The sequence below is a fragment of the Kribbella sp. VKM Ac-2571 genome (assembly GCF_004362255.1).
Lineage (GTDB): Bacteria > Actinomycetota > Actinomycetes > Propionibacteriales > Kribbellaceae > Kribbella > Kribbella pratensis.
This window is the reverse complement of record NZ_SNWS01000009.1, coordinates 57,722-78,763: the sequence shown is the minus strand read 5'-3', so window position 1 is coordinate 78,763 and position 21,042 is coordinate 57,722. Positions and strand designations below refer to the sequence as shown.

Annotated in this window: 27 protein-coding genes; 11 read left to right on the top strand and 16 right to left on the bottom strand. The window is 68.1% G+C overall.

The window, feature by feature from the left end; translation table 11 throughout:
* Positions 1 to 6: 6 nt before the first annotated feature.
* Positions 7 to 540, bottom strand: coding sequence for a hypothetical protein (locus EV651_RS20740; protein WP_133786863.1), 534 nt, complete (start codon positions 538 to 540; stop codon positions 7 to 9).
* 154 nt (positions 541 to 694) lie between these two features.
* Between EV651_RS20740 and EV651_RS41450 the strand changes: the two genes are divergently transcribed.
* Positions 695 to 838 (top strand): GPGG-motif small membrane protein, encoded by a 144-nt coding sequence (locus EV651_RS41450; protein WP_166658681.1) that lies wholly within the window; start codon positions 695 to 697, stop codon positions 836 to 838.
* A gap of 48 nt (positions 839 to 886) precedes the next feature.
* Here the strand turns inward: EV651_RS41450 and EV651_RS20735 are convergent, their stop codons facing one another.
* From EV651_RS20735 to EV651_RS20710, 6 genes are all read right to left on the bottom strand, one after another.
* Positions 887 to 1,318 (bottom strand): hypothetical protein, encoded by a 432-nt coding sequence (locus EV651_RS20735; RefSeq protein ID WP_202870431.1) that lies wholly within the window; start codon positions 1,316 to 1,318, stop codon positions 887 to 889.
* Positions 1,319 to 1,328: 10 nt separating this feature from the next.
* Complete coding sequence (locus tag EV651_RS20730) at positions 1,329 to 1,733, bottom strand: hypothetical protein (RefSeq protein WP_133786861.1); 405 nt, start codon at positions 1,731 to 1,733, stop codon at positions 1,329 to 1,331.
* Between the two features lie 275 nt (positions 1,734 to 2,008).
* Positions 2,009 to 2,812 (bottom strand): sensor domain-containing protein, encoded by an 804-nt coding sequence (locus EV651_RS20725; RefSeq protein ID WP_133786860.1) that lies wholly within the window; start codon positions 2,810 to 2,812, stop codon positions 2,009 to 2,011.
* 195 nt (positions 2,813 to 3,007) lie between these two features.
* Positions 3,008 to 3,349, bottom strand: a complete 342-nt coding sequence (locus EV651_RS20720) for a hypothetical protein (protein ID WP_133786859.1) — start codon at positions 3,347 to 3,349, stop codon at positions 3,008 to 3,010.
* Between the two features lie 196 nt (positions 3,350 to 3,545).
* Positions 3,546 to 4,829, bottom strand: a complete 1,284-nt coding sequence (locus tag EV651_RS20715) for an SLC13 family permease (RefSeq protein WP_133787094.1) — start codon at positions 4,827 to 4,829, stop codon at positions 3,546 to 3,548.
* 49 nt (positions 4,830 to 4,878) lie between these two features.
* The gene (locus EV651_RS20710; RefSeq protein ID WP_133786858.1) at positions 4,879 to 5,325 is read right to left on the bottom strand and encodes a CBS domain-containing protein; all 447 of its coding nucleotides are present in this window, start codon (positions 5,323 to 5,325) and stop codon (positions 4,879 to 4,881) included.
* Positions 5,326 to 5,606: 281 nt separating this feature from the next.
* Here EV651_RS20710 and EV651_RS20705 point away from each other — a divergent pair, with 281 nt between their 5' ends.
* On the top strand, positions 5,607 to 5,930 hold the full coding sequence (locus EV651_RS20705) for an antibiotic biosynthesis monooxygenase (RefSeq protein WP_133786857.1): 324 nt from the start codon (positions 5,607 to 5,609) through the stop codon (positions 5,928 to 5,930).
* Positions 5,931 to 6,018: 88 nt separating this feature from the next.
* Here the strand turns inward: EV651_RS20705 and EV651_RS20700 are convergent, their stop codons facing one another.
* The 3 genes from EV651_RS20700 to EV651_RS20695 form a co-directional block, all read right to left on the bottom strand.
* Positions 6,019 to 6,771 carry an HPF/RaiA family ribosome-associated protein gene (locus EV651_RS20700; RefSeq protein WP_133786856.1) on the bottom strand — a complete coding sequence of 251 codons (753 nt, stop codon included), beginning with the start codon at positions 6,769 to 6,771 and terminating at the stop codon, positions 6,019 to 6,021.
* Between the two features lie 90 nt (positions 6,772 to 6,861).
* Complete coding sequence (locus EV651_RS41445) at positions 6,862 to 7,029, bottom strand: hypothetical protein (RefSeq protein ID WP_166658680.1); 168 nt, start codon at positions 7,027 to 7,029, stop codon at positions 6,862 to 6,864.
* A gap of 28 nt (positions 7,030 to 7,057) precedes the next feature.
* Positions 7,058 to 8,446, bottom strand: a complete 1,389-nt coding sequence (locus EV651_RS20695) for a rhodanese-like domain-containing protein (RefSeq protein WP_133786855.1) — start codon at positions 8,444 to 8,446, stop codon at positions 7,058 to 7,060.
* Positions 8,447 to 8,602: 156 nt separating this feature from the next.
* On the opposite strand from EV651_RS20695, the gene EV651_RS20690 reads away from it, so the two are divergent.
* Positions 8,603 to 8,860 (top strand): metal-sensitive transcriptional regulator, encoded by a 258-nt coding sequence (locus EV651_RS20690; protein ID WP_133786854.1) that lies wholly within the window; start codon positions 8,603 to 8,605, stop codon positions 8,858 to 8,860.
* A 16-nt stretch (positions 8,861 to 8,876) separates the two neighbouring features.
* Here EV651_RS20690 and EV651_RS20685 read toward each other — a convergent pair whose 3' ends face one another.
* From EV651_RS20685 to EV651_RS20675, 3 genes are read right to left on the bottom strand one after another with little or no spacing between them, the layout of a single operon-like run.
* Entirely contained in the window at positions 8,877 to 9,374 is a 498-nt protein-coding gene (locus EV651_RS20685; protein WP_133786853.1) for a flavodoxin domain-containing protein, read from the bottom strand.
* Entirely contained in the window at positions 9,374 to 9,781 is a 408-nt protein-coding gene (locus EV651_RS20680; RefSeq protein WP_133786852.1) for a hypothetical protein, read from the bottom strand. Before EV651_RS20680 ends, EV651_RS20685 begins: the two co-directional genes overlap by 1 nt.
* Position 9,782: 1 nt before the next feature.
* Complete coding sequence (locus EV651_RS20675) at positions 9,783 to 10,565, bottom strand: universal stress protein (RefSeq protein WP_133786851.1); 783 nt, start codon at positions 10,563 to 10,565, stop codon at positions 9,783 to 9,785.
* A gap of 157 nt (positions 10,566 to 10,722) precedes the next feature.
* On the opposite strand from EV651_RS20675, the gene EV651_RS41435 reads away from it, so the two are divergent.
* The 4 genes from EV651_RS41435 to EV651_RS20655 are packed head-to-tail and all read left to right on the top strand — an operon-like array spanning position 10,723 to position 14,874.
* Positions 10,723 to 12,105 carry a DUF779 domain-containing protein gene (locus EV651_RS41435; RefSeq protein WP_202870428.1) on the top strand — a complete coding sequence of 461 codons (1,383 nt, stop codon included), beginning with the start codon at positions 10,723 to 10,725 and terminating at the stop codon, positions 12,103 to 12,105.
* Positions 12,105 to 13,187, top strand: a complete 1,083-nt coding sequence (locus EV651_RS20665; protein ID WP_133786849.1) for an NAD(P) transhydrogenase subunit alpha — start codon at positions 12,105 to 12,107, stop codon at positions 13,185 to 13,187. Before EV651_RS41435 ends, EV651_RS20665 begins: the two co-directional genes overlap by 1 nt.
* The gene (locus EV651_RS20660) at positions 13,184 to 13,480 is read left to right on the top strand and encodes an NAD(P) transhydrogenase subunit alpha (protein WP_133786848.1); all 297 of its coding nucleotides are present in this window, start codon (positions 13,184 to 13,186) and stop codon (positions 13,478 to 13,480) included. Before EV651_RS20665 ends, EV651_RS20660 begins: the two co-directional genes overlap by 4 nt.
* Entirely contained in the window at positions 13,477 to 14,874 is a 1,398-nt protein-coding gene (locus EV651_RS20655; RefSeq protein WP_133786847.1) for an NAD(P)(+) transhydrogenase (Re/Si-specific) subunit beta, read from the top strand. Before EV651_RS20660 ends, EV651_RS20655 begins: the two co-directional genes overlap by 4 nt.
* Before the next feature lie 8 nt (positions 14,875 to 14,882).
* Here the strand turns inward: EV651_RS20655 and EV651_RS20650 are convergent, their stop codons facing one another.
* The 3 genes from EV651_RS20650 to EV651_RS20640 all read right to left on the bottom strand — a co-directional run bounded on the left by EV651_RS20650 (position 14,883) and on the right by EV651_RS20640 (position 16,648).
* A complete protein-coding gene (locus EV651_RS20650; RefSeq protein ID WP_133786846.1) occupies positions 14,883 to 15,680 on the bottom strand; it encodes a sigma 54 modulation/S30EA ribosomal C-terminal domain-containing protein in 798 nt (265 codons plus the stop codon).
* 20 nt (positions 15,681 to 15,700) lie between these two features.
* Complete coding sequence (locus EV651_RS20645) at positions 15,701 to 15,904, bottom strand: DUF1918 domain-containing protein (RefSeq protein ID WP_133786845.1); 204 nt, start codon at positions 15,902 to 15,904, stop codon at positions 15,701 to 15,703.
* A gap of 177 nt (positions 15,905 to 16,081) precedes the next feature.
* The gene (locus EV651_RS20640) at positions 16,082 to 16,648 is read right to left on the bottom strand and encodes a flavodoxin domain-containing protein (RefSeq protein WP_133786844.1); all 567 of its coding nucleotides are present in this window, start codon (positions 16,646 to 16,648) and stop codon (positions 16,082 to 16,084) included.
* A gap of 185 nt (positions 16,649 to 16,833) precedes the next feature.
* On the opposite strand from EV651_RS20640, the gene EV651_RS20635 reads away from it, so the two are divergent.
* The 4 genes from EV651_RS20635 to EV651_RS20620 all read left to right on the top strand — a co-directional run bounded on the left by EV651_RS20635 (position 16,834) and on the right by EV651_RS20620 (position 21,040).
* Entirely contained in the window at positions 16,834 to 17,532 is a 699-nt protein-coding gene (locus EV651_RS20635; RefSeq protein ID WP_133786843.1) for a CBS domain-containing protein, read from the top strand.
* Positions 17,533 to 17,628: 96 nt separating this feature from the next.
* Positions 17,629 to 18,102: an NADH-quinone oxidoreductase subunit B family protein gene (locus tag EV651_RS20630; protein ID WP_133786842.1), complete on the top strand. Its 474-nt coding sequence runs from the start codon at positions 17,629 to 17,631 to the stop codon at positions 18,100 to 18,102.
* Complete coding sequence (locus EV651_RS20625) at positions 18,099 to 20,105, top strand: proton-conducting transporter membrane subunit (RefSeq protein WP_133786841.1); 2,007 nt, start codon at positions 18,099 to 18,101, stop codon at positions 20,103 to 20,105. Before EV651_RS20630 ends, EV651_RS20625 begins: the two co-directional genes overlap by 4 nt.
* Positions 20,102 to 21,040, top strand: coding sequence for a respiratory chain complex I subunit 1 family protein (locus EV651_RS20620; RefSeq protein ID WP_133786840.1), 939 nt, complete (start codon positions 20,102 to 20,104; stop codon positions 21,038 to 21,040). The genes EV651_RS20625 and EV651_RS20620 overlap by 4 nt, the downstream gene beginning before the upstream one ends.
* Positions 21,041 to 21,042 lie beyond the last annotated feature (2 nt).

The following is a 21,042-nucleotide window of genomic DNA, read 5'->3' as shown; positions in this document are numbered from 1 at the left end:
CTTCGGTTACGTTGTGCGGTCGGCGATGCTGTCGCGATGTTGTTCCAGCAGGTGGAGCACGGGTACGCCGAGATGGCGGCGGGCCTGCGCTGACCAGTCGATGTGAAGCAGCTCCGCGATCACGTGCGGCCGGGTGAGTACGACGACCTCTTGGCCGTTCACCCGCCCGATGTAGTCGGCCAGCTCGTCGATCGGGTGCTTGCGGGTGATCAGGCCCTCTGCCTCGCGGTCGAAGGAACGCAGGCGGCCGACGCTGCGGTTCAGTGCCTCAGTGGCCTGGGCATCGACGGCACGCTGTGCTTCCTCGGCTGCTACGCGGACCTCGTCGTCGGCGCGGACGGCGAACCGCTGGGTCGTGATGCCGAACAGATCCGATCCGGCAAGGTCGGCCAGCGACGCCTCCACCTGGGTTTTGGCGTCCTCGCACGGAATCACCACGTGGAACTGCACTCGATCGGGAGCGTCGGCGTACAGCTGCACGATCTGTTCCGCGTCGGCTACGCTCAGTTCTTCCTCGACCAGAATCACCACGTCGTACATGTGACCCACCTCCAGTGCTGATCCGGTACCCATCGGCGTCCGGAGGTCACGGCCGGGGGTTGGCGGGTTTGCCGGGGAACGGCGCGGGCACCGGAGGCCTACTCGGGGATTCAACCTGCCGGGTCGAGGCCCGGCCGTGGAAAGGGGAATGACCATGGGACTCGTTCTGTGGATCATCGCCGCGATCCTCGTGGTGTCCGGGATCGTGTCGCTGTTCCGTGGCCAGATGATCTGGGGTATCGCGCTGATCGTGCTCGGTCTCCTGGTCGGACCCGGTGGTGTCAGCATCTTCACCTGATCCGCGACGTCGCCCCCACCGCTACTTCCGGGTGGGGGCGACGTACGCCTAGTTTGTGGCGTCGTCGTCTTCCCAGGCGATCGAGCTGATGCGCCAGCCGGCCGGGGTGCGGACGAACTGGATGGTCTTGTGCCCGCCGCCCTCGAACCGCCGCCCGTTCTGGACGCCCGACTTGCGGTACTCGCTGAAGCGGTGGGCGATCGAGCCGTAAACCTCGGTCTGCTCACCGACCTCCCACTCCGCGAACTCGGTCAGCGTGCCATCGGTGAGTATCTGCTGCCGGGGCGTGATGAAGGAGCCGAGATCGTAGACGACTGTCTTGTCCCCGGTCTGACTGATGATCGTCCCTTCCGGGATGAACACCTCGTGGATCCGGTGCGTGCGGGGCGGCCCGTCGGTGTTGGTGAACGCACTGAAGAACAGGCGCATCAGCTCATCGAGCTCAGCTTTGGCGACATCGGAGTCGCGGCGGTTCGGCATGCTGCGCATCCTAGGGGCGCTGGTGCTTTCGGCGCCGGTGGTGGTTGAGCCGGGCCCAGGCGACGAGGACGCCGGTGGGTGAGAGCGCGATGAAGGCGACGTCAGCCGGGTTCCAGCGCCAGGACTGCGGATCGCGGACCCGGGTGGGTTTGCGCGGGTCGACCTCGAGGTCGATGAAATCCCCGGCCGCAGGGCGTTGGTGGATGTCCTCGACCAAAACCCGTACACCGGCGAAGGGCGCTTGAAGTTCTGCATTGAAGCTGGGTCCGCGCTGGTCGTAGTTGGCGCGGAGCACGAGTGCGGTCACGAGTTGACCACGGTGGTCGAGTACGAGGTCGTCGTACACGAAGGACGCCGAGAGGCCTGCCATTCCGGCGATCCACAGCAGGCTCAGGACCAGGCGGAGCGTCGACAATTCGCCGACAGGGGTCGACAGTATGACGCGCTCGAGCCAAGGACCGTCTGCTCCACGATGCCTACCGGCCGACACGACGAATCCGTCCGGTCAGCCCACAGCAGGGAATTGCCGGCATGTCTTGCCTCTTTCGGTCGACGACGAAATATGTCGCCGACCAGGCTTCCCGGCACACCGTGGTCCGTCCCGCGAGAGCGCGACGGACCCACTCGTACTATCCGCTCGCTGGGCCGAAACGTTACAGACGAGAAGCTGTGAGACCGACTGGCAGTTTGTCAGGTGCCGGAGCGGGAGGCGCCGAGGGTGGCCTGTGCTTTCTCCACCGCCGCCGTCGTGGCGCCCTCGATGTCCTCGGGCACCCCGTTGATCACCGTGACCGCCACGACGACGTCATTGACGGCGACGGTGACCATGGTGACCTCGAACCCCTCCAGCGCGCCGCCGGTCGCGGTGAAGCGGACGGCGACCGGGTCGGTACCGACCGCCGGCGCGGAGACCTCACGGACGCTGATCGGCGAGCTTCCTTCGCCCGGAACCTTCAAGGTCATGGTGCGGCACGTGGTGACGGCCTGCTTGAAGGACTTCTGGAGTGCCCGGGCGGCCGCCGGCGATCCCATGGCGTCGATGGTCTCGTCGACGAAGGGGCCTTGCGCGCCACCGGAGTACGACTGACCGGCGGACGCCTTCGATCCGGGCGGGTTGTCCGCGTTGGTGAAGGCAACCAACTTGGCGCAGCGGCTGTCTTTCGACGACACGCTGACGTCGGAGTCGTCGCCCGCGTCGTCCTTCTCGAGCGAGAATCCCGGCGGCAGATCGGCCAGCGCGAGCAGTGCCTTCGTGAGTTGAGCCGCCGTGCGTGCCGGTGCGGCGGGCGGGTTCGACGACGGTACGGCGCTCGGCGTGACGGCAGGCGGCGTACTGCTCGGTGCTGTGCTGCTCGGTGCCGTGCTGGTAGGTGCCGGCGTCGAGGAAGGGGCGCTCGAGGGCGTGGAAGAGCCACTGTCTTTCCCGCCGGAGCAAGCGGTGAACGCGAGCATGAGAACCGCGGAACAGGCAACAGCGCGAAGGGAGTTCGTCATGGGGGTCTCCTGGTGACAAAGGGCATGGGTCGGGCGCTGCCGACCAGACTTCCCGGCACACCAGAACAACCAACTGCGGTCCCGCTGGGACCGCACTCACTGAATGAATCGTTTGAAGCCGCCCAACGTTACGCCAGTGACAAAACTGTGACCGAACGCTCAACGCCGCCGGCGCCGGCCACTGAGCTCCGATGGTCAGGTTTGCTGGGGCGGAGCTGGAGGTGTTGGGAACAGCGAGATGAGTTTGCCCGGCTGCCGGGGCTTCGGGGCGCCGGCGGGGTCTTCGAAGATCTCGAGCCGGTCGTGGATTCGCATGATGAGTAGTTGTGCGATCGCGCTCAGGTCGCTGGCCGGGTCGTCGGCGATCTGTTCGAGCAGTTCGGCGACGATCAGTGCCTCCGGGCCGGACAGCACCGGCACGAGGCTTGCATCGGTTCCCGCTCCGAGGCGGTCTCCGAGCGTGTCGGGTCGTCGTCCTGGCCAAGGGATGGTCCCGGACGGATCGGCGGTGGTGAGGCTCTCGTCAGGTTGTGGCATGCGATGCGCCTCCAGGCGGGATGTGGGGTCCAGACGTCGCCGACCAGACTTCCCGGCACACCAGACTGCTTACTCCTGACATCGAGCAAGAGCCCGGTCGCGTTACAGCGATCGCGGTCTTTAACGATCCAAGGGCCTACTTTGACGCTTGCCGTGCGCAACGATCACGGAGAGTTGCTCGGTGAGCCGCCGCCGGTCAGGACAGAACGAAGTACCGCAGCCACAGGTACGGCGCCGCGACGGCGATGGTGATCGCGGTCATCACGACGCCTTTGCGGGTGAATTCCCAGAAGGTGATCGGGTTGCCCGCGCGCAGTGCGATGCCGATGGCGACGACGTTGGCGCTGGCGCCGACCGCGGTGGCGTTGCCGCCGAAGTCGGCTCCCGCGGCGAGCGCCCACCACAGGGCGTTGGCGTGGGTCGGGTCGTGCATGTTCTTGGTCAGTTCGAGGACCACGGGGCTCATGGTGGCGACGTAGGGGATGTTGTCGACGATGCCGGACAGGACCGCCGACACGAACAGGATCAGCATCACCGCCAGCAGGGGCTTGCCGTTGGTCGCCTTACCGACCTGATCGGCGAGGCTGCCGATCACGCCGGTTTTGACCAGGGCGCCGACCATGACGAACAGGCCGGCGAAGAACAGCAGCGTCTGCCACTCGACGCTGGCCATGTAGTCCTTGGTCGGTACGCCGGAGATCAGCACGAGCAGGCCGGCGCCGAGTAGTGCTACCACGGACGGGTCGACGTGGAAGAGCGAGTGGCCGATGAATCCGGTGAAGACGAGCAGGAGGACCGAGCCGCATTTGATGAGCAGGCGGGTGTCCTGGATCGCCTCGCGCTCGTTCAGCCGCAGGACGTTCTCGACCCGGTCGGGATCGACGTCGAACGATCCCTTGAACAGGCGGGGGAGGACCAGGGTGAACACGATCAGCTCGAGGACGACGAGCGGGGTCATGTGGAGCAGGAAGTCGTTGAAGGTGAGGCCGGAGCGGCTGGCGATGATGATGTTCGGCGGGTCGCCGATCAGCGTGGCGGCGCCGCCGATGTTGGAGGCCATCACCTCGGCGATCAGGAACGGGACGGGATTGATCCCGAGCCGGTCGCAGACCAGCAGCGTGACCGGTGCGATCAGCAGCACGGTGGTGACGTTGTCGAGGAAGGCCGAGGCGACGGCGGTGATGAGCGTGAGCAGGATCATCACCCGCAGCGGCGATCCCTTGGCCCGCTTGGCGGCCCAGATGGCGACGTACTCGAAGACTCCGGTACGGCGCAGGATGCCGACGATGATCATCATGCCGAGCAGCAGGAAGATGACGTCCCAGTCGATGCCGGTGTCGTGGGAGTAGAACGCGTGTTCGGAATCGGTGACCCCGACAGCGAGCAGCACGGCCGCACCGCCGAGTGCGGCGAGCAGTTTGTGCGTCCACTCCGTCGCGATCAGCACATAGGCGACCACGAACACCGCGACGGCGATCATTGTCACGTGATCACCGGTCCGTCGGCCAGTAGGTCGGCCGGTAGGTCGGTCAGTGCGCCGCGACGACCAGCTCCAGCAGTCGGGACGCGGTGATCGCGCCCAGGATCTCGCCGTCCTTCACGACCGCGACCAGCGGGCACCGCAGCCGGGCCATGATGGCCGCCACCTCGATGACGGTGTCGTCGTGGTTGACCACCGGCAGCTCGACCGGCTCCCTCGGCAACAGCTTGCGGACGGTCACTCCTGCCAGCTTGTCGGCTACCTGGTCGGCCAGCGACTCGTCCATCACCCGGGCCAGGGACGGATCGTCCTGCACGTACGTCGGCACCAGGAAGCGCACCACCTGCGACGCAGGCAGCACCGAATGCGGCCGGCCCTTCTCGTCGACCACGATCAGCCCCGGCAAGCGCCGCGAGGCGAGCAGCTCGGCAGCCTCGCGCGCGTCCGTGTCCAGGCTGACCACCGGAAACGCCTCGGCCATCTGCTCTCCGTGCACACCTGCACCATACGCCGGAACCACCGAACGTCGGGTAACCGTGAGCGTGCGGTCCTTCCAGCATCGTGCGGCCTCCGGGGTCGTCGATCGACCCGCACCTCGGCCGAGGGCGGGCACTGCCGACCAGACTTCCCGGCGCACCGTCGCCAAGCCTCTCCCATCACAGGCATTCGGCGCAAACGAGCTTGCGACCGTCTACGTAGCGGCCAATGCCGTCGGCAACCAGTTGCCACCTCCTCGGACAGAGCGGTGGATGACCGAGTGCGGGCTATGCTCCGACCATGATCTGTCGTCAGTGGCGAGGGTGGACCACGCCGGAGAACGCCGCCGCGTACGAGCGCGTCGTCCGGGAACAGGTGATCCCGGGAATCGAAGCGCTGCACATCCCCGGCTTCCTCTCGATCGATCTGGTCCGCCGCGAGCGGGAGCAGGACGTCGAGTTCATGACCCTGATGTGGTTCGAGTCCTTGGACTCCGTACGGACGTTCATGGGCGAGGACTACGAGACGGCCCACGTCCCGGCAGCCGCCCAGGCCGTACTCGCGGACTTCGACAAGCGATCAGCCCACTTCGAGGTGCTCGACCGCCGCGAGCAGCCACACTGAACCTCACCCGCAACCGTGGGTCACGTGGAGAGCAGCAGCGGCATGGTGAGTGCGTAGGCGGCGAGGAGGAGGAGAGCTTCGACGCGGGTCAGGACGAGACCCGCTGCCGAGGATCGCGGTGGGTCGAGGTGATGAGGCCGAGGCGACCGTCGTGGCGGGCGTAGAGGACATGGCCACGATGCCGGTCCGGGTCGCGGTAGAAGACGAAGGGCTCGTGGCCGCTGCGGAGGCGCAGTTCGGCTTCCGCCAGGGTCAGTACCGGGACTCCGTCCGGGCCGAGTACGGCGTACCCGCCGTCGTTCGTGCGGTAGGTCAGTGCTTCCGCGTCGTCGGTCCCGGTGTAGAGGTAGAAGTTGTGGTCGAGGAGGTCCATCTCGTACGCCGCCTCGTCGGGCGTCATCGGTTCGAGTGCGAAGGTCTTGCACCGGATCACCGGTCGGTCGCCGGAGACTGCCTGCGCCGGTTGAGGTGCGCCGCCGTGTCGCCATTCGTGTTCGGTGGCGACGGCGAGCCAGCGGTGCCGTGTGCGGGCTCTTGCGCGGAGCTGGACGAGTTGGCGCTGCAGCCGGTCCACGACAAGGTCGGCGGCCTCCCGGAGTTCGCCGGCATCGACCCGGGCGCGGATCGGTTTGCCGTTCACGTCGATGGATACCTCGGCCCGGGCAGGGTGCTCGAGTGCCGGATTCGGTTCGTGCGTGAGGGTGACGCGGACGTGCAGGACCCGGCCGGAGACCTTCTCGAGCATGTGCTCGATCCGTTGGAGTGCGTAGGCGGCGTCGCCGCGCGGAACGGTGCCCCGTGCCGTGTACTGGATCGGGGTGCCATCAGGTTGCGTGGTCATTCGAACCCTCCTGTGATTCGGCTACCACCAGCCTGCCTCTCCCACGCGTCCGTAGAAGGGTCCTGTGTCCCTGAACAAACGGGACCTTCGTCAGCGGCCGAGCAGCTTGTCGAGCCAGGTGCCGCCTTGGCGCTCGGCCTTGGGATGGCCGGGGCACCACTGGTCGGCTGGGACCATCGCCTTGACCTGTGCGACGTGCTGGCCGCACCCGGCCCAGGTGGTCTTGGAACAGGTCTTGCAGGTGACGGGCCGGCACATGGTGATTTCTCCTTGCTGGGTTGGGTTGTCAGGCTTGCGGGCCGACGAGGTGCAGACCGGCTTTCGCGGCGTTCTCGAACTGGTCGTCGACGGCGACGAGGGTGCGGCCGGCGGCGTGCAGGAACGAGGCGGCGATCGACGCCCGGTAGCCGGCGGCACAGTGGATCCACACTTCTCCGGGTGGTACGTCGGCGATGCGTCGCGGCAGTTCGTGGATGGGGATGTTGACCGAGCCCTCGATCCGGGCGGCGCGGTGTTCCTCGGTACGGCGTACGTCGAGGACGACGACGTCGCGATGGTGGCGGACGAGCTCGAGGTCGGCGAAGGTGGCGGTCGGGAAGGAGACGGGTGTCTCGACACTCCATCGGTCGGGTCCGCCGGTGGCATGCGCGGCGGGGCGGTCGATGCCGATCCGGACCAGTTCGCGCTGCGCTTGTTGGACGTCTGCGGCGGTTTCGCCGAGCAGTGTCACCGGGGTGTCCCAGGTGATCAGCCAGGCGAGGTAGGTGGAGAAGGAGCCGTCGAGGCCGAAGTTGAGGGTGCCGGGTGCGTGGCCGGCCGCGAAGGCGATGCGGGTGCGCAGGTCGACGACCCACTCGCCGGCCTCGATGCGGCGGCGCAGTTCAGCGGCGTCAGCGAGTTCGGGGAGTGAGAGATCGGGAGCTTCGGGCCCGGCGGAGTTGGCCGGTGCCATGTGTGCGTAGTAGGCGGGCCAGGCCCCGAGGCCGTCGAGCAGGTCGCGGACGTAGTCCTCTTCGTCCTGGGTCAGGACGGGGTTGGAGCGCTTCTCCTGCCCGATGGTCGATGCGGCGGTCTCGGACTGGGTTGCCGAGCAGAACGAGCCGAAGCCGTGGGTGGGGTAGACCTCGGTCTCGTCCGGAAGTGCCCGGGCGAGTTTGTGCGCCGAGTGGTGCTGGTGCCGTACGAGGGCGTCGGTGTGGTCCGGGCCGAGAAGGTCGGGGCGTCCGGTGGCGCCGTACAGCAGGGAGCCGCCGGTGAAGACGGCGATCGGCTGGTCGTTGTCGGCCAGGGCGTAGGACAGGTGGGTGAAGGTGTGGCCGGGGGTGTGGATGGCGCGGACCCGCATCCGGTCGCCGATCTGGATGGTGTCGCCGTCGTGCAGGGGCGTCCGGTCGAACGCGACGTGGTCGTCGGCGTTGACCAGGTACGCGGCGCCCGTGGCCTGGGCGAGGGCGAAGCCACCGGTGACGTAGTCGTTGTGGATGTGGGTCTCGAAGACGTGGGTCAGGCGTACGGCGTCGGTCCTGAGGATCTCCAGGATCCGGTCGATGTCGCGTTGCGGGTCGATGACGAACGCGACGTCGCCGTCGTGGACGAGGTAGCTGCGGTCACCGAGCGACGGTGTCTCGACGGTGCGGATCGTCAGTGCGGCAGGCAGCGCGCTGTGGTCGGTCATCGTGTCCTCACTTGCGGATGGGGTGCCCGGAGCTGCTCCTGGACACATCCCCGGAGGGGGTTCCGATTCCGACGGTAACACATCCCCCCAGGGGGATATAGAATCGGTAGGGACGACACTGATCCAGTGCATCGTGGTGTGGACAGAGGAGATTCGATGGAGTTCGAGCCGGACGAGATCAAGCCGATCATCACGCGGATGAAGCGCGCCCACGGGCATCTCGGCAGCGTGATCCGGATGATGGAGGAAGGCGCCGACTGCGAGCAGGTCCTGACCCAGCTCGCCGCCGTGAACAAGGCCCTTTCGCGGGCTGGGTACGCGGTCGTCAGCACGGGCCTGCAGCACTGCCTCGCCGACGAGAACAGCGACGTCGACGTGGCGAAGATGGAGAAGCTCTTCCTCGCCCTGGCGTGAGCCGACGCCGGCGCGCTCAGGTGGCGGGTTCGGGCGTCGTCAGGGCGGCGGCTATTCGGTGGGACCAGGTGCGGATGTCGCGCCAGTCTCGGGAGTCGCCGACGAGGCGCTCGAGGTCGTGGTCGTGCAGGACGGCGTCTGCCTGGAGGTCGCCGGCGAAGGTCTTGATCGGTGGTGCCTGGAACGCGCGGGCCAGGCGGCTCACGTCGGGTGGGACGGGCTGCTCCTGGTCACGGGCGGCACCGATCGGGCCGGAGTGGAAGAGCCAGACTTGGCGAGTGCGGAGCTGGCGCTCGTGCCGGCGGAGGAATCGGACCGCCTCGGGCAGCCAACGTCCCTGGTAGATCGCGCTGCCCAGGACGACGGCGTCGTACGGCGTGACGGCCTGAACTGCTTCGATCTCGTGGACGTCGACCTGGAGGCCGGCGGCGCGGAGTTCGGCTCCGATGGCGCCCGCGATGCTTGCGGTCGCTCCCATCTTGGTGGCGTACGTGACCAGAACGTTCTTGGACATCAGATGCTCCTCGGATCCTGGAAGGCGTGCCAGGCCGCTGGTACGGCGAAGGCGAGGGCGGGGACGCACCAGAGCCAGAAGCCCCAGCCGAACAGCATCAGCGCCAGATGGAACACGATCACGGCGAGGTAGCCGAGGCGGCGGGCCCTGACCAGGAGTACGGCGATGGCGAGTTCGGACCCGGCGAGCAGCAAGGCCCACAGGGTGGGGTGAGCCATGAAGATGTTCTGCCAGGCGTCGGTGGTCCAGTTGAAGAACGCGGCGTCGGCGAATCCGTCGTACGAGCGCGGTGTGGTCACGGCCAGCACGGCATGGATTCCGGCGCCGGAGCCGAAGAGCGCGACGAAGCCCCACCGGATCGCGCGCCAGGTGGTTGCCGAAGGTATCTGGGTGGCGGGAGTCGTCATGTCAGCCTCCGATGGCGGCGGCGGGGATGATTGCGACGGGGCAGTCGGCGTGGTGGAGGACGGTTTGGCTGACGGAGCCGATGAGCATGCCGGCGAAGCCGCCGCGACCGCGGGCGCCGAGGACAATCAGGCCGGCGTCCGATGACAGATGCAGGATGTGCTCGGCCGGGTGGCCGGTGATCTGGATGAGCTCGGCGTCGTGGCCGTCGCGTTTCTGGACGGCCTCGCGGAGCTCGTCTTCGGTGATCCGGTGGAGCTCGGTCCCGGCGGGCTGGGCGGCGACGACGCGTACGGCGAGATTGTGGCGGCGGGCGTAGCCGATGCCGTAGTCGAGGGCCGTGTCGCCGGCAGGCGATCCGTCGTACCCGATGACGACGCGGGCTCCGTCGAGTTCGGCGAGGTCCGGACGTACGACGACCACCGGGCACCGCGCGTTCGCTGCGAGGTCGAGGCCGGTCGCACCGACGAGCGCGCCGGCCATCATGCCCAGCCCGCGGCTGCCGATCACCACGACCTCCGCGTCGCCGGAGGCCTTGACGAGAACCGTTGACGGCGTGCCTTTGTCGATGCGGGTGTCGATCTCGATGCCCGGGGCCAGCCCGCGGGCGAGCCGGACCGCGCGATACACGACTTCGCCGGCGCTGGACGCCGACTCATGCGCCGAGACGGCGTGCAGCATGCGGAGGTTGCTGCGCAACGACGCCGCCTCCACGGCCGCCCATTTGATGGCGATGTCAGCGGCTGGTGATCCGTCGATGCCTACGACCACAGGCTTGTGTCTCATGCCTCCTCCTGAGCTCCTCTCCTTCAAGCATCGCCCGTTCGGACGGGGCGCGCACCGGCCGATCGGTCCTCCGGCAGTGAGGTCTTTCGACTCTATGGGCGTCGGCCGGGCCGGGGTTGGCTCGAGGGGAACAGTCCGCCGAGCTGAGGGAGGACCGATGCCAAGCACCCGGATCACGGCCACCGCGGTTGCTCGCGAGGCGATCCGTCATCTGAGCGACAGCCGCGGCGCGCCGGTGATGTTCGTCCAGTCCGGCGGTGGTCGCGCCGGGAGTACGCCGATGTGCTACCCGGAGAACGAATTCCCGGTAGGCCCCGGTGACGTTCTGCTCGGTGAGGTCGAGGGCAGCCCGTTCTACATCGACCGGCTGTTCGACCGGACCTGGGGCGAGACGACGTTCCTGCTCGATGTCGCGCCCGGCGGTCCGGAGGGCTTCTCCCTGCCGGCCGGGCTCGGCGGGCACTTCGTCACTCGCTCGGCCAGTTGCATCCCCGAATCAATCACTCGTGTCCCTGAAAGGACAGTCATGAAAGCAGCAGTCGTCACCGACTTCAGCAAGCCTCTCGAGATCCAGGAGCTGCCGATCCCCGAGCCGGGGCCGGGCGAGGTGCTGGTCCGGATGGAGACCAGCGGCCTGTGTCACACCGACATCCATGCCGCTCACGGGGACTGGCCGGTCAAACCGACGCCGCCGTTCGTCCCGGGGCACGAAGGGATCGGCGTGGTGGAGCGGTTGGGCGCCGACGTGACCGAGCGAACCGTCGGCGACCGCGTCGCGATCGCCTGGCTCGGCTACGCCTGTGGGAAGTGCGCGTACTGCATCAGCGGATGGGAGACGCTCTGCCTGGAGCAGCGCAACTCCGGGTATTCCGTGAACGGCAGCTTCGCCGAGTACGCCGTCGTACCCGCCGCCTTCGCGACCGTGGTGCCGGATGGTGTTTCGTCACGGGACGCCGCACCGTTGACGTGTGCCGGAGTGACGACGTACAAGGCGATCCGGGTGGCCAATGTGGTTCCGGCCGAGACGGTTGCGATCTTCGGCGTCGGGGGACTGGGGCACCTTGCGCTGCAGTACGCGCGCATCGTGGGCGGCATCACCATCGGTGTCGACATCGAGGACAGCAAGCTGGAGATGGCCACGGAGCTCGGCGCGGACCACGTGGTGAACGCGGCGAAGACCGATCCGGTCGAGGCCATCCAGGCGCTCGGTGGCGCCGATGTGGCCGTCGTACTGGCCGCGAACCCGCGGGTGTTCGACCAGGCGTTCCAGTCGTTGCGCCGCGGTGGCCGTCTCGTCTGTGTCGCGTTGCCCGGGGACGACGGAGCGATGAACCTGCCGATCTTCGACACCGTGCTGAACGGCAAGAGCGTGATCGGTTCGATCGTTGGTACACGCAACGACCTAGCCGACGTCTTCGCCCTGCACGCCGCGGGACGGACCCGGGTGATCGCCGTCGACCGCAAGCTCGACGACGTCAACCAGGCGATCACCGACGTACTGGCCGGCGACGTCCCCGCCCGAGTCGTGTTCCAGTTCTGATGAACCTGCTGATCGGCTGCCCGGCGGCGACCGAGTGGCACGAGACCCGCGTAGCCGTCACACCCGAAGTAGTGGGGCGGCTGCGCCGGGCCGGCCTGGACGTGATCGTCGAGGCCGGTGCGGGACGCAGGGCCGGTTACCCGGACGAGGCGTACGTCGCGGCCGGCGCGCGTGTCGCGGATCGGTCCGAGGTCTTCGCACAGCCGGACATCCTGGCGGTCATCCACCGGCCCGACAGTCAGCGCCTGCGCCCCGGTCAGATCGTGATCGGTCTGCTCGGCCCGTACGACGCTCCTGAGGAGCTGGCGGAGGTTACGGCGCTCAGCTTCGAAGGGCTGCCCCGGACCCTCAGCCGGGCGCAGTCCATGGACGTGCTCACCTCGCAGGCCAACGTGGCCGGGTACAAGGCCGCGGTGCTCGCCGCGGACACCTTCGGCGGCTTCTTCCCGATGATGATGACCGCGGCCGGGACGGTACGTCCGGCCAAGGTCCTCGTGCTGGGTGGGGGAGTCGCGGGGCTGCAGGCGATCGGTACGGCGCGACGCCTGGGCGCGCTGGTGACCGGGTACGACGTCCGCGCGGCTGCCCGCGCTGACATCGCCTCGACCGGTGCCGCCGTACTGGATCTGAAGGTCACGGCCGAGGGAGAGGGTGGCTACGCACGGACGTTGACCGCGGACGAACAAGCGGAACAGCAGAAGGCTCTGGTGGACGCGATCCGGGACTTCGACGTCGTCATCACGACAGCTCAGGTACCGGGACACCGCCCGCCGGAACTCGTACCGGCGGCAGCGCTGGCGGCACTGGCGCCTGGGTCGGTGGTCGTCGACCTGGCAGCTGGTCCGCTGGGCGGCAACGTGGCTGGTTCGGTGCCGGACAGCCGGATCGAGACCGAGAACGGCGTGGTCGTACTCGGTGCCGGCAACCTCCCGGCGCAGGTTCCGCGTGCCGCGTCGTCGGCGTGGGGGCGCAACGTCGCGGCCTTGCTCGAGTATCTGATCCACGACGGTGCCGTCGTACTCGATCCCGAGGACGAGATCGCGGCCGGACTGCTCGTGCCTGCGAAGGAGGCAGTGTCATGACAGCTGTGCTGCTGGCCGACATCACGGTCTTCGTGCTCAGCGTGCTGGTCGGGTTCGAGGTCATTTCGAAGGTCCCGGCCACCCTGCACACCCCGCTGATGTCGGGCGCGAACGCGATCCACGGCGTGGTCGTGGTCGGCGTGATGATCATTGCCGCGAGCATCGATACGACCGTCGGCTACCTGCTGCTGTTCGTGGCCGCGGCGTTCGCGGCCGCGAACGTGGTCGGTGGGTACGTCGTCACCGACCGGATGCTCGAGATGTTCCACGCGACGCCGAAGAGGCAGCGATGAACACGGCGACGCACCTTCTCTACCTGGGTACGGCGATCTGTTTCGTGCTCGGTTTGCACCTGATGAACTCGCCGGCGACCGCACGACGGGGCAACCAGCTGTCCGCGTTCGGGATGGCGGTCGCGATCGCCCTGACCGTCGTCGTGCTGGTCGACGACGGGACGATCACGGCCACCGCGGCGGCTGTTCTCGCCGTCGGTGTACTCGCCGGTGCGATGGCGGGGCTGGTCGCCGCGCGGCGGGTGAAGATGACCGCGATGCCGCAGCTGGTCAGCTTGTTCAACGCGGTCGGCGGTGGTGCGGCGGCCCTGATCGCGTTCACCGATGCACTCCCTGGCGCGGCTGACGAGTCGATCAGTACTACGCTGACCACGTTCCTCGACGTGCTGATCGGCGCGATCACGTTCTCGGGATCGCTCGTTGCCGCGGGCAAGCTGGCCGGCGTCGTACCAGGTCGCCCGCTGACGTTCCGCGGCGGCCGCGCGCTCAACTTGCTGCTCGCCCTGACTGCCCTGGGCGCAGGTGTCCTTTACACGGCCCGCATCGGCGGGTTGGGAACGCTCGGAGTTCTGACCGGTGCCGCTCTGGTCGTCGGCGTACTGATGACGCTGCCGATCGGCGGCGCCGACATGCCGGTGGTGATCTCCCTGCTGAACGCCTGCACCGGCACAGCGGTGGCCATGGCCGGGTTCGTGATCGGTAGCACGCCGCTGATCATCGCGGGCGCACTCGTCGGCGCCGCCGGTGGCATCCTGACCAAGCTGATGGCCGTCGCCATGAACCGCTCGCTGCTGAGCATCGTCGCCGGCGGCTTCGGGACCGGTGACGAACAAGCCGACCCCGCCGTCACGGCGACAGGCGCCGTTCGGTCCGTGACTGCCGACGACGCCGCGCTGCAGTTGGCGTACGCCGGGAAGGTCGTCATCGTCCCCGGATACGGACTCGCCGCCGCGCAGGCCCAGCACGAGGTGGTCGAGCTTGCCCAGGCACTGACCGCGCACGGGACGGACGTCAGCTACGGGATCCACCCGGTGGCCGGCCGGATGCCCGGTCACATGAACGTGCTGCTGGCCGAGGCGAACGCGCCGTACCCGCAGCTCAAGGACCTGGACGAGGTCAACGCGCAGTTCGCGGCGACCGACGTCGTCCTGGTCGTCGGCGCGAACGACGTGACCAATCCGGCCGCCCGCCGGCCGGGTAACGCCGTGTCCGGGATGCCGATCCTGGACGTGGACAAGGCCCGCAGCGTGATCGTGATCAAGCGCTCGCTCGGACACGGGTATGCGGGAGTCGACAACGAGCTGTACACCAACCCGCGCACCGCAATGCTGTTCGGCGATGCGAAGGCCGTACTGACGGCGCTGATCAGCGAACTTCAGGCCTACGTGCGCTGAGGTTCACGTCACCAGGATCGACGGGTGCTTCTGATCGCCGCCTCGGCGCCGAGGAGGCCGTAGTGCCCGTCGTACCTCGCGTACAAGGCGTGCAGGCGGCCGGTCGCCCGATTCGTGAAGATGTCGAACGGCGCCCCGGTGAGGTCGAGCCGTGTTGTCGCCTCGGCGGGACTCCTGCGCTCGGCGGGACTGAGCGCGATCGGTGTCGTCGCCTCGAGACCGATCGGATTCGGCCGGGACTGGATGACGCGGTACCGACCGAGACCGCTCCGGACCACAATGCTGTCCTGGCGGCTGAATTTCTCCCGGAACAGGTGGAAGCGGTAGTCCATCGCGTTGAGCACGACGATGGCTTCGGCGACGGTCATCGGAGCCGGGCGGCAGATCTTCCGGCGGGCCAGCCGGCGCCGTTCAGGTGGCAGCAGCTCCGGCGGAGAGGGCATGAGATCAGTGACAACGTGGCCTCGGAGGCAGGCCGCCAGCGCGCTCGGGTACACCCGCAGTTGCTCGATCGTGCGCAGCGCGAGCACGGCGACGAGCTCGGACATGGTCGCGGCGGCCAGCTGAACCCGGACACGGTGCCCTGCACTCAGCTGTACGTCGATCTGCGCGACCAGCGGTCGGCGTAAACCGGGCTCCGCCAGCCGGGTGAGCCGCGCCCGGCTGTATGCCGCCCGTCGACCGAGGATCGGCGCGAGGTGTTCGTGGAGCACCGTCGCGGCGTCGGTCGGAACGATCCCCGTCGTACTGACCGGAATCTCCGTGCCGGGCCGCAACGGCAGGACTACCTGGCTTTCCGTACTCATGATCCCCCCGTCGAGGCGCCTCAGCGCCGGTGCAGTTGCTCGGTCGTGAGAACGTGCGTATCGGGACCCGGGAAGAAGAGGGTTTCCGTGTCGGTGTCGTCCCAGCGGACGAGGTACGGCGGGGCGCCGTCGAGGCCGTGCACTTCAACGATCATGCCGCGCCGTGGCGGAGCACCTTGATGGTTGCTTTCGACCACCAACCAGTTACCTGCCGTCGCCTTCATGACCAGATCCTTCCTGTCTCAATGGCTTCACGCTGCCACCGCCTACCGGAACCGGTACAGGTCCATTGGGCCCTGAATCAGGGCCGTTGGTCCCACTGCGGGCGCGAGCGGCTCACGGCTGCCTGACGCCGGAGCGGTGGATCTCCTCAGTGAGCCGGCGGATCGGAGTTGTGCTCATCAGCCGAGGAAGTGGCCGGCTGGGCGCCTGGGGGCGTGCTCGGCCGATGTGCGGTGCCAGGTGCTGCGTTGGGTTGCTTCGATGGCGGCGCTGATGTCGGCGGACCAGCGACGGATCTTGTCCCAGTCGCGCGCGTCGCCGGCGAGGTTGCCGGCCGCGAGTCGACGGGCCAGGAAGCCCTTCGCGGTAGCTGGCTCCAGGCGGCCCGCGAACGTGACGGCCGCTGTCGCGCCGATCTCGTGGGCGAGGTGGGAGACGGCCGGCGGCATCGCCTGGTCCTCGTCCTTGTCGGGTCCGACCGGCCCGCTGTGGAAGAGCCAGACCTGGCGCTGACGGAGCGCCTCGACGTTGTGGCGGAGGAACCGCACCGCGTCCCGACGCCAGCGGCGGATGTAGAGCGCGCTGCCGAGGACGACGGCGTCGTAGGGCGCGACGTCCTTCACGCTCGCCACCTCGACGACGTCGACGGAGTGCCCGTGCGCACGGAGCTCGTCACCGATCGCCGCGGCAATGCCCGCGGTCGCGCCCATCTTGCTGGCGTAGGCGACCAAGATCTTCTTGGACATAGGAACCTCCTTCGGGGGTCGGATCCAGGACACCAGGCGGAGCGCCGCGTCGGCAGTGCCGAAGGGCCCGGCTCCTCAGGACCCAACGGCACTGCCTCCGTACGCCGCCACGCGGTGGACTGGTGTCGTCTCGAAGGGCGGTTCGGCTGACGCACGAGCTGCGAAGGAACTGGAGGTCGGGCGCGATGAGGCATCCGTTGAAGGTGTCGGACGTGATGACGCGAGACGTCATCACGATCACCGAGGACACGCCGTACAAGGAGATCGTCTCCCTGCTGGCGGCCAACCACATCAGCGCCGTGCCGGTGGTGAACCAGTACGGCGGCATCGGCGGGATCGTCTCGGAGACGGATCTGGTCCGTAAGGAGGAGTTCCAGCGCCGACGGACACCACGGGCACTGCGCTGGTGGCGGCATGCGGCACGGTCGAAGGCCGCTGGGCTGCGGGCGGCCGAAGTGATGTCGCACCCTGCGGTGACGATCGAGCAGACGGCGACCATTCCCGAGGCCGCGCACTTGATGGCGGCACGTGGGATCACCCGGCTCGTCGTGACCCACGACGACGTACTGGCCGGAATAGTCACCAGGTCGGATCTGCTGAAAGCGTTCCTGGAGCCGGACGACCGCCTCCTCCAGCGCGTCCGCCGGGAGGTCGTCGTCCACGCGTTGTGGGACGACCCGTTCAGTATCCAGGTCAGCGCCGAGGACGGTGTCGTGACACTGTCCGGCGAGGTCGAGCAACGCAGCACGGCCGATGTCGCCGCGAAGCTGACGCGCGAGGTCGACGGTGTGGTGAGTGTGGTCAACCAGTTGGCCTGGGTGTACGACGACCTGGCCCCGGCGCCGGACCTGCAGCCGTCACCGGAACTCCGGCGCCGCCCCTGACCGCCGGGCCGCCGAGTGATCCTGGCGAGTTGCAGAATTCTTCAATTCGTGATCGCATGAATTGCGCAAGATTTCGAAGCGAGGGGAGGCAGCCCGGTGAGAGCTCTGTTCCGGAAGATTCACTCGACCGGACGAGTCGCGGAGCCTGCCCCGGAGCATGAGCCCGCAAAGGACGACGTCCTGCGGGGATCGGTGCAGGTGCGGCACGTGGACGCCGGGTCGTGCAACGGCTGTGAGATCGAGATCGGCTCGGCCTTCGGACCGGTGTACGACGGGGAGCGGTACGGCGCGCGCCTGGTCGCCTCGCCCCGGCACGCGGACGTCCTGCTGGTGACAGGGCCGGTGACGCGGAACATGGCCGACCCGTTGCGGAAGGCGTACGACGCGACGCCGGCGCCGAAGCGGGTCGTGGCGGTGGGGGATTGCGCGCACGACTGTGGTGTGTTCGCGGGTGGTTACGGCGTCGAGGGTGCTGTCGCGGACGTGATCCCGGTCGATGTCATCGTACGCGGATGTCCGCCCGAGCCGCCGCAGATCATCGAAGCGTTGCGGGACCTGACCGGCCGATGACGATCGGTTGGGCGCTGCTCGGCGTGCTGGTGGCCGCCGGGCTGGGTGCGCTGGGCGTCTTCATCGCCGGACCTCGGCGCCGTGCGTTGATTGCCGGGTTGTCGACAGTCGCTGCCGGGGTTCTTGGTGTGCTGGCGGGAGTGCTGGCGCTGGCCGGTCGGTCGTTCTCGACGACGATCCCCGCCCTGCTGCCGCTGAGCGAAGCATCGGTCGCTGTGGACGCGCTGTCCGGGCTGTTCTGCCTGCTGATCGGTGGCGTCGCGATCGTGGCCGGGATCTACAGTGTCGGCTACTTCGGTGGGGGACACGCTGCATCGCGGTCGGCGCAGGGGCTGTTGCCTCTGTTCGTGGCAGCGATGATCCTGGTTCCGACGGCCGGGAACGTGACGACCTTCCTCGTGCTGTGGGAGCTGATGGCTCTCGCGTCCCTCGCTCTGGTTCTGGCCGAGCACAGGCTGCGGCCCGCGGTCCGCGATGCCGGTGTCTGGTACGGCGCGATGACGCATGCCGGCCTGATCGCGATCCTCCTCGGGCTGGTGCTGTACGCGTCGAAGGCCGGCGGCGAGTCGTTCGACGCGCTCCGCACGGCGCACCTTTCCGAGGCGTCCCGCTCGATCGTCTTCGTGCTGATCTTCATCGGGTTCGGCTCGAAGGCCGGTCTCGTGCCGCTGCACGTGTGGTTGCCCAGGGCCCATCCGGAGGCCCCGAGCCCGGTGTCGGCGTTGATGTCCGCGGCGATGGTGAAGCTCGGCCTGTACGGGGTGTTGCGCGTCGGGTTCGACCTGCTCGGCGGTGGCCCGCGCTGGTGGTGGCTGCTCGTACTGATCGTCGGGGGTGTGTCTGCGCTGTACGGCGTACTGCAGGCCAGCGTCGCGGTGGATCTGAAACGCCTGCTCGGCTACTCGACGACCGAGAACATGGGTCTGAGCTTCCTCGGCGTCGGCGCGGGCGGCATGTTCGCCACGGACGGCAACCGCGCCCTGGCCGGCTTGCTCGTCGCGGCCGGGGTGCTGCATGCATTGAACCATGCGGGCTTCAAGACATTGCTGTTCCTCGGAGCGGGATCGGTGCTTCGGGCGACCGGCGTACGCGATCTCGACAGCCTGGGTGGGCTGGTGTCGCGGATGCCGGCGACGGCGGCGTTGTTCGGTGCCGGGGCGTTGGCGGCTGCGGCGTTGCCGCCGGGCAACGGATTCGTCTCCGAGTGGCTGCTGGTGCAAGGACTGATCCACGGCCTGCCGGGAGCCGACGCTGTGATCGCGGTCTCGATGCCGTTGGCGGTCGGGGTCGTGGCGCTGACCGCAGGGCTGGGCGTCGCAACGTTCGTGAAGGCGTTCGGAATCGGGTTCCTGGCGCGCCCGCGTTCGGAATCGGCCGCGGCGGCGAAGGAGTCGCCGATGAGCATGCGCGGCGCGATGGTGCTCGCGGCGGTGGTGTGCACGGGCCTGGCGGTGGTGCCGGCCTCACTGGGGCCGACCTTGGCTCGAGTGTTGCAGGTGTTGCCTTCCGTGCGTGATGGCTCACCGTTGCGCGGTGGGGTGACGTTGCGGCTGGCGGGGATCCAGGGGTCGATGTCGCCGTTGCTGATCCTGGCGGGGCTCCTGGTGGCAGCGCTGCTCGTAGTCGTGTTGGTACGGCGTGGGCTACCTCGTCGTGAAGCGCTGGTGTGGGGCTGCGGTGGTACGCGGCTCGACCCGCGGATGGAGTACACGGCCACCTCGTTCGCCGAGCCCCTGACACGGGTGTTCGACGACGTATTGCGTCCTGAGAACGACGTCGATGTCACGCACCACGCCGAGTCGCAGTACCTGATCGAGAGTGTTCAGTACCGGCAGCGCGTCGACGATCGGCTGGAGGGCGCGCTGTACCCGCCTGTTCTTGCTGCTGGCAACAAGTTCGGAATGCTGCTCAGCCGGTTGCAGAACGGCAGTGTGCACAGGTATCTGGCGCTCGGCCTGGCCGGTCTGATCACGATCATCGTTGTCGTGGGGCTGACCACGTGAGCACCGTTGGAGTTGTTGTCCAGGTCGTCCTGCTGGTCGTGCTGGCGCCGTACCTGGTCGGCTTGATGCGGCAGGTGCGGGCCCGGCTGGAGGGTCGCGCGGGCGCCGGGATCGGCCAGCCGTGGCATGACCTGCGCAAGCTGTTCCGCAAGGAGCCGATCACCCCGACCGGATCGAGCTGGGTCTTTGCTGCCGCGCCTGCTGTGCTGGTGGCGACGACTCTGGTGATCGCAGCGGTCGCGCCATTCGTCGCCGCGGTGTCACCGGTGGACGGGGTCGCGGATCTGTTCGCGATCGTTGCATTGCTGCTGCTCGGGACGGTCGCGCTGGCACTGGCCGGTCTGGATACCGGTACGGCGTTCGGCGGCATGGGCGCGAGCCGGGAGATCACGGTCGCGGCGCTGGCCGAGCCGACGATCCTGCTGGCCGGGTTCGCGTTGTCCGCTCGCGTCGGCACGACGAACCTCGCCGCGATCGTGGAACGTGGTCAGCAGGCGCCCGGCGACGTACTGTCCCCGGCGTCGCTGCTCGCCGCGGTCGCGCTCGCGGTCGTGGTGATCGCCGAGGCGGGGCGGTTGCCGGTCGACAACCCGTCGACACATCTCGAGCTGACGATGATCCACGAGGCGATGGTGCTGGAGTACGCCGGCCGGGATCTGGCGCTGGTGGAGTTCGCCTCGGCGCTGCGGCTGGCGGTGTTGCTGGGCCTGTGGTCGAGTCTGTTCCTGCCATGGGGCGTCGCAACGTCGGCTTCACCGGTGGCTTTGCTGATCGGCGTGGTCGCGTTCGTCGCGAAGGTCGCCGTACTCGGGACGGTCCTGGCGGCCGGTGAAGTGTTCATGGCCAAGCTGCGGCTCTTCCGGGTGCCGGAGTTGCTGGCCGGATCGTTCCTGTTCGGTCTGCTGGCCGTTTCGTCCTCCTTCTTCCTGGCGTGATC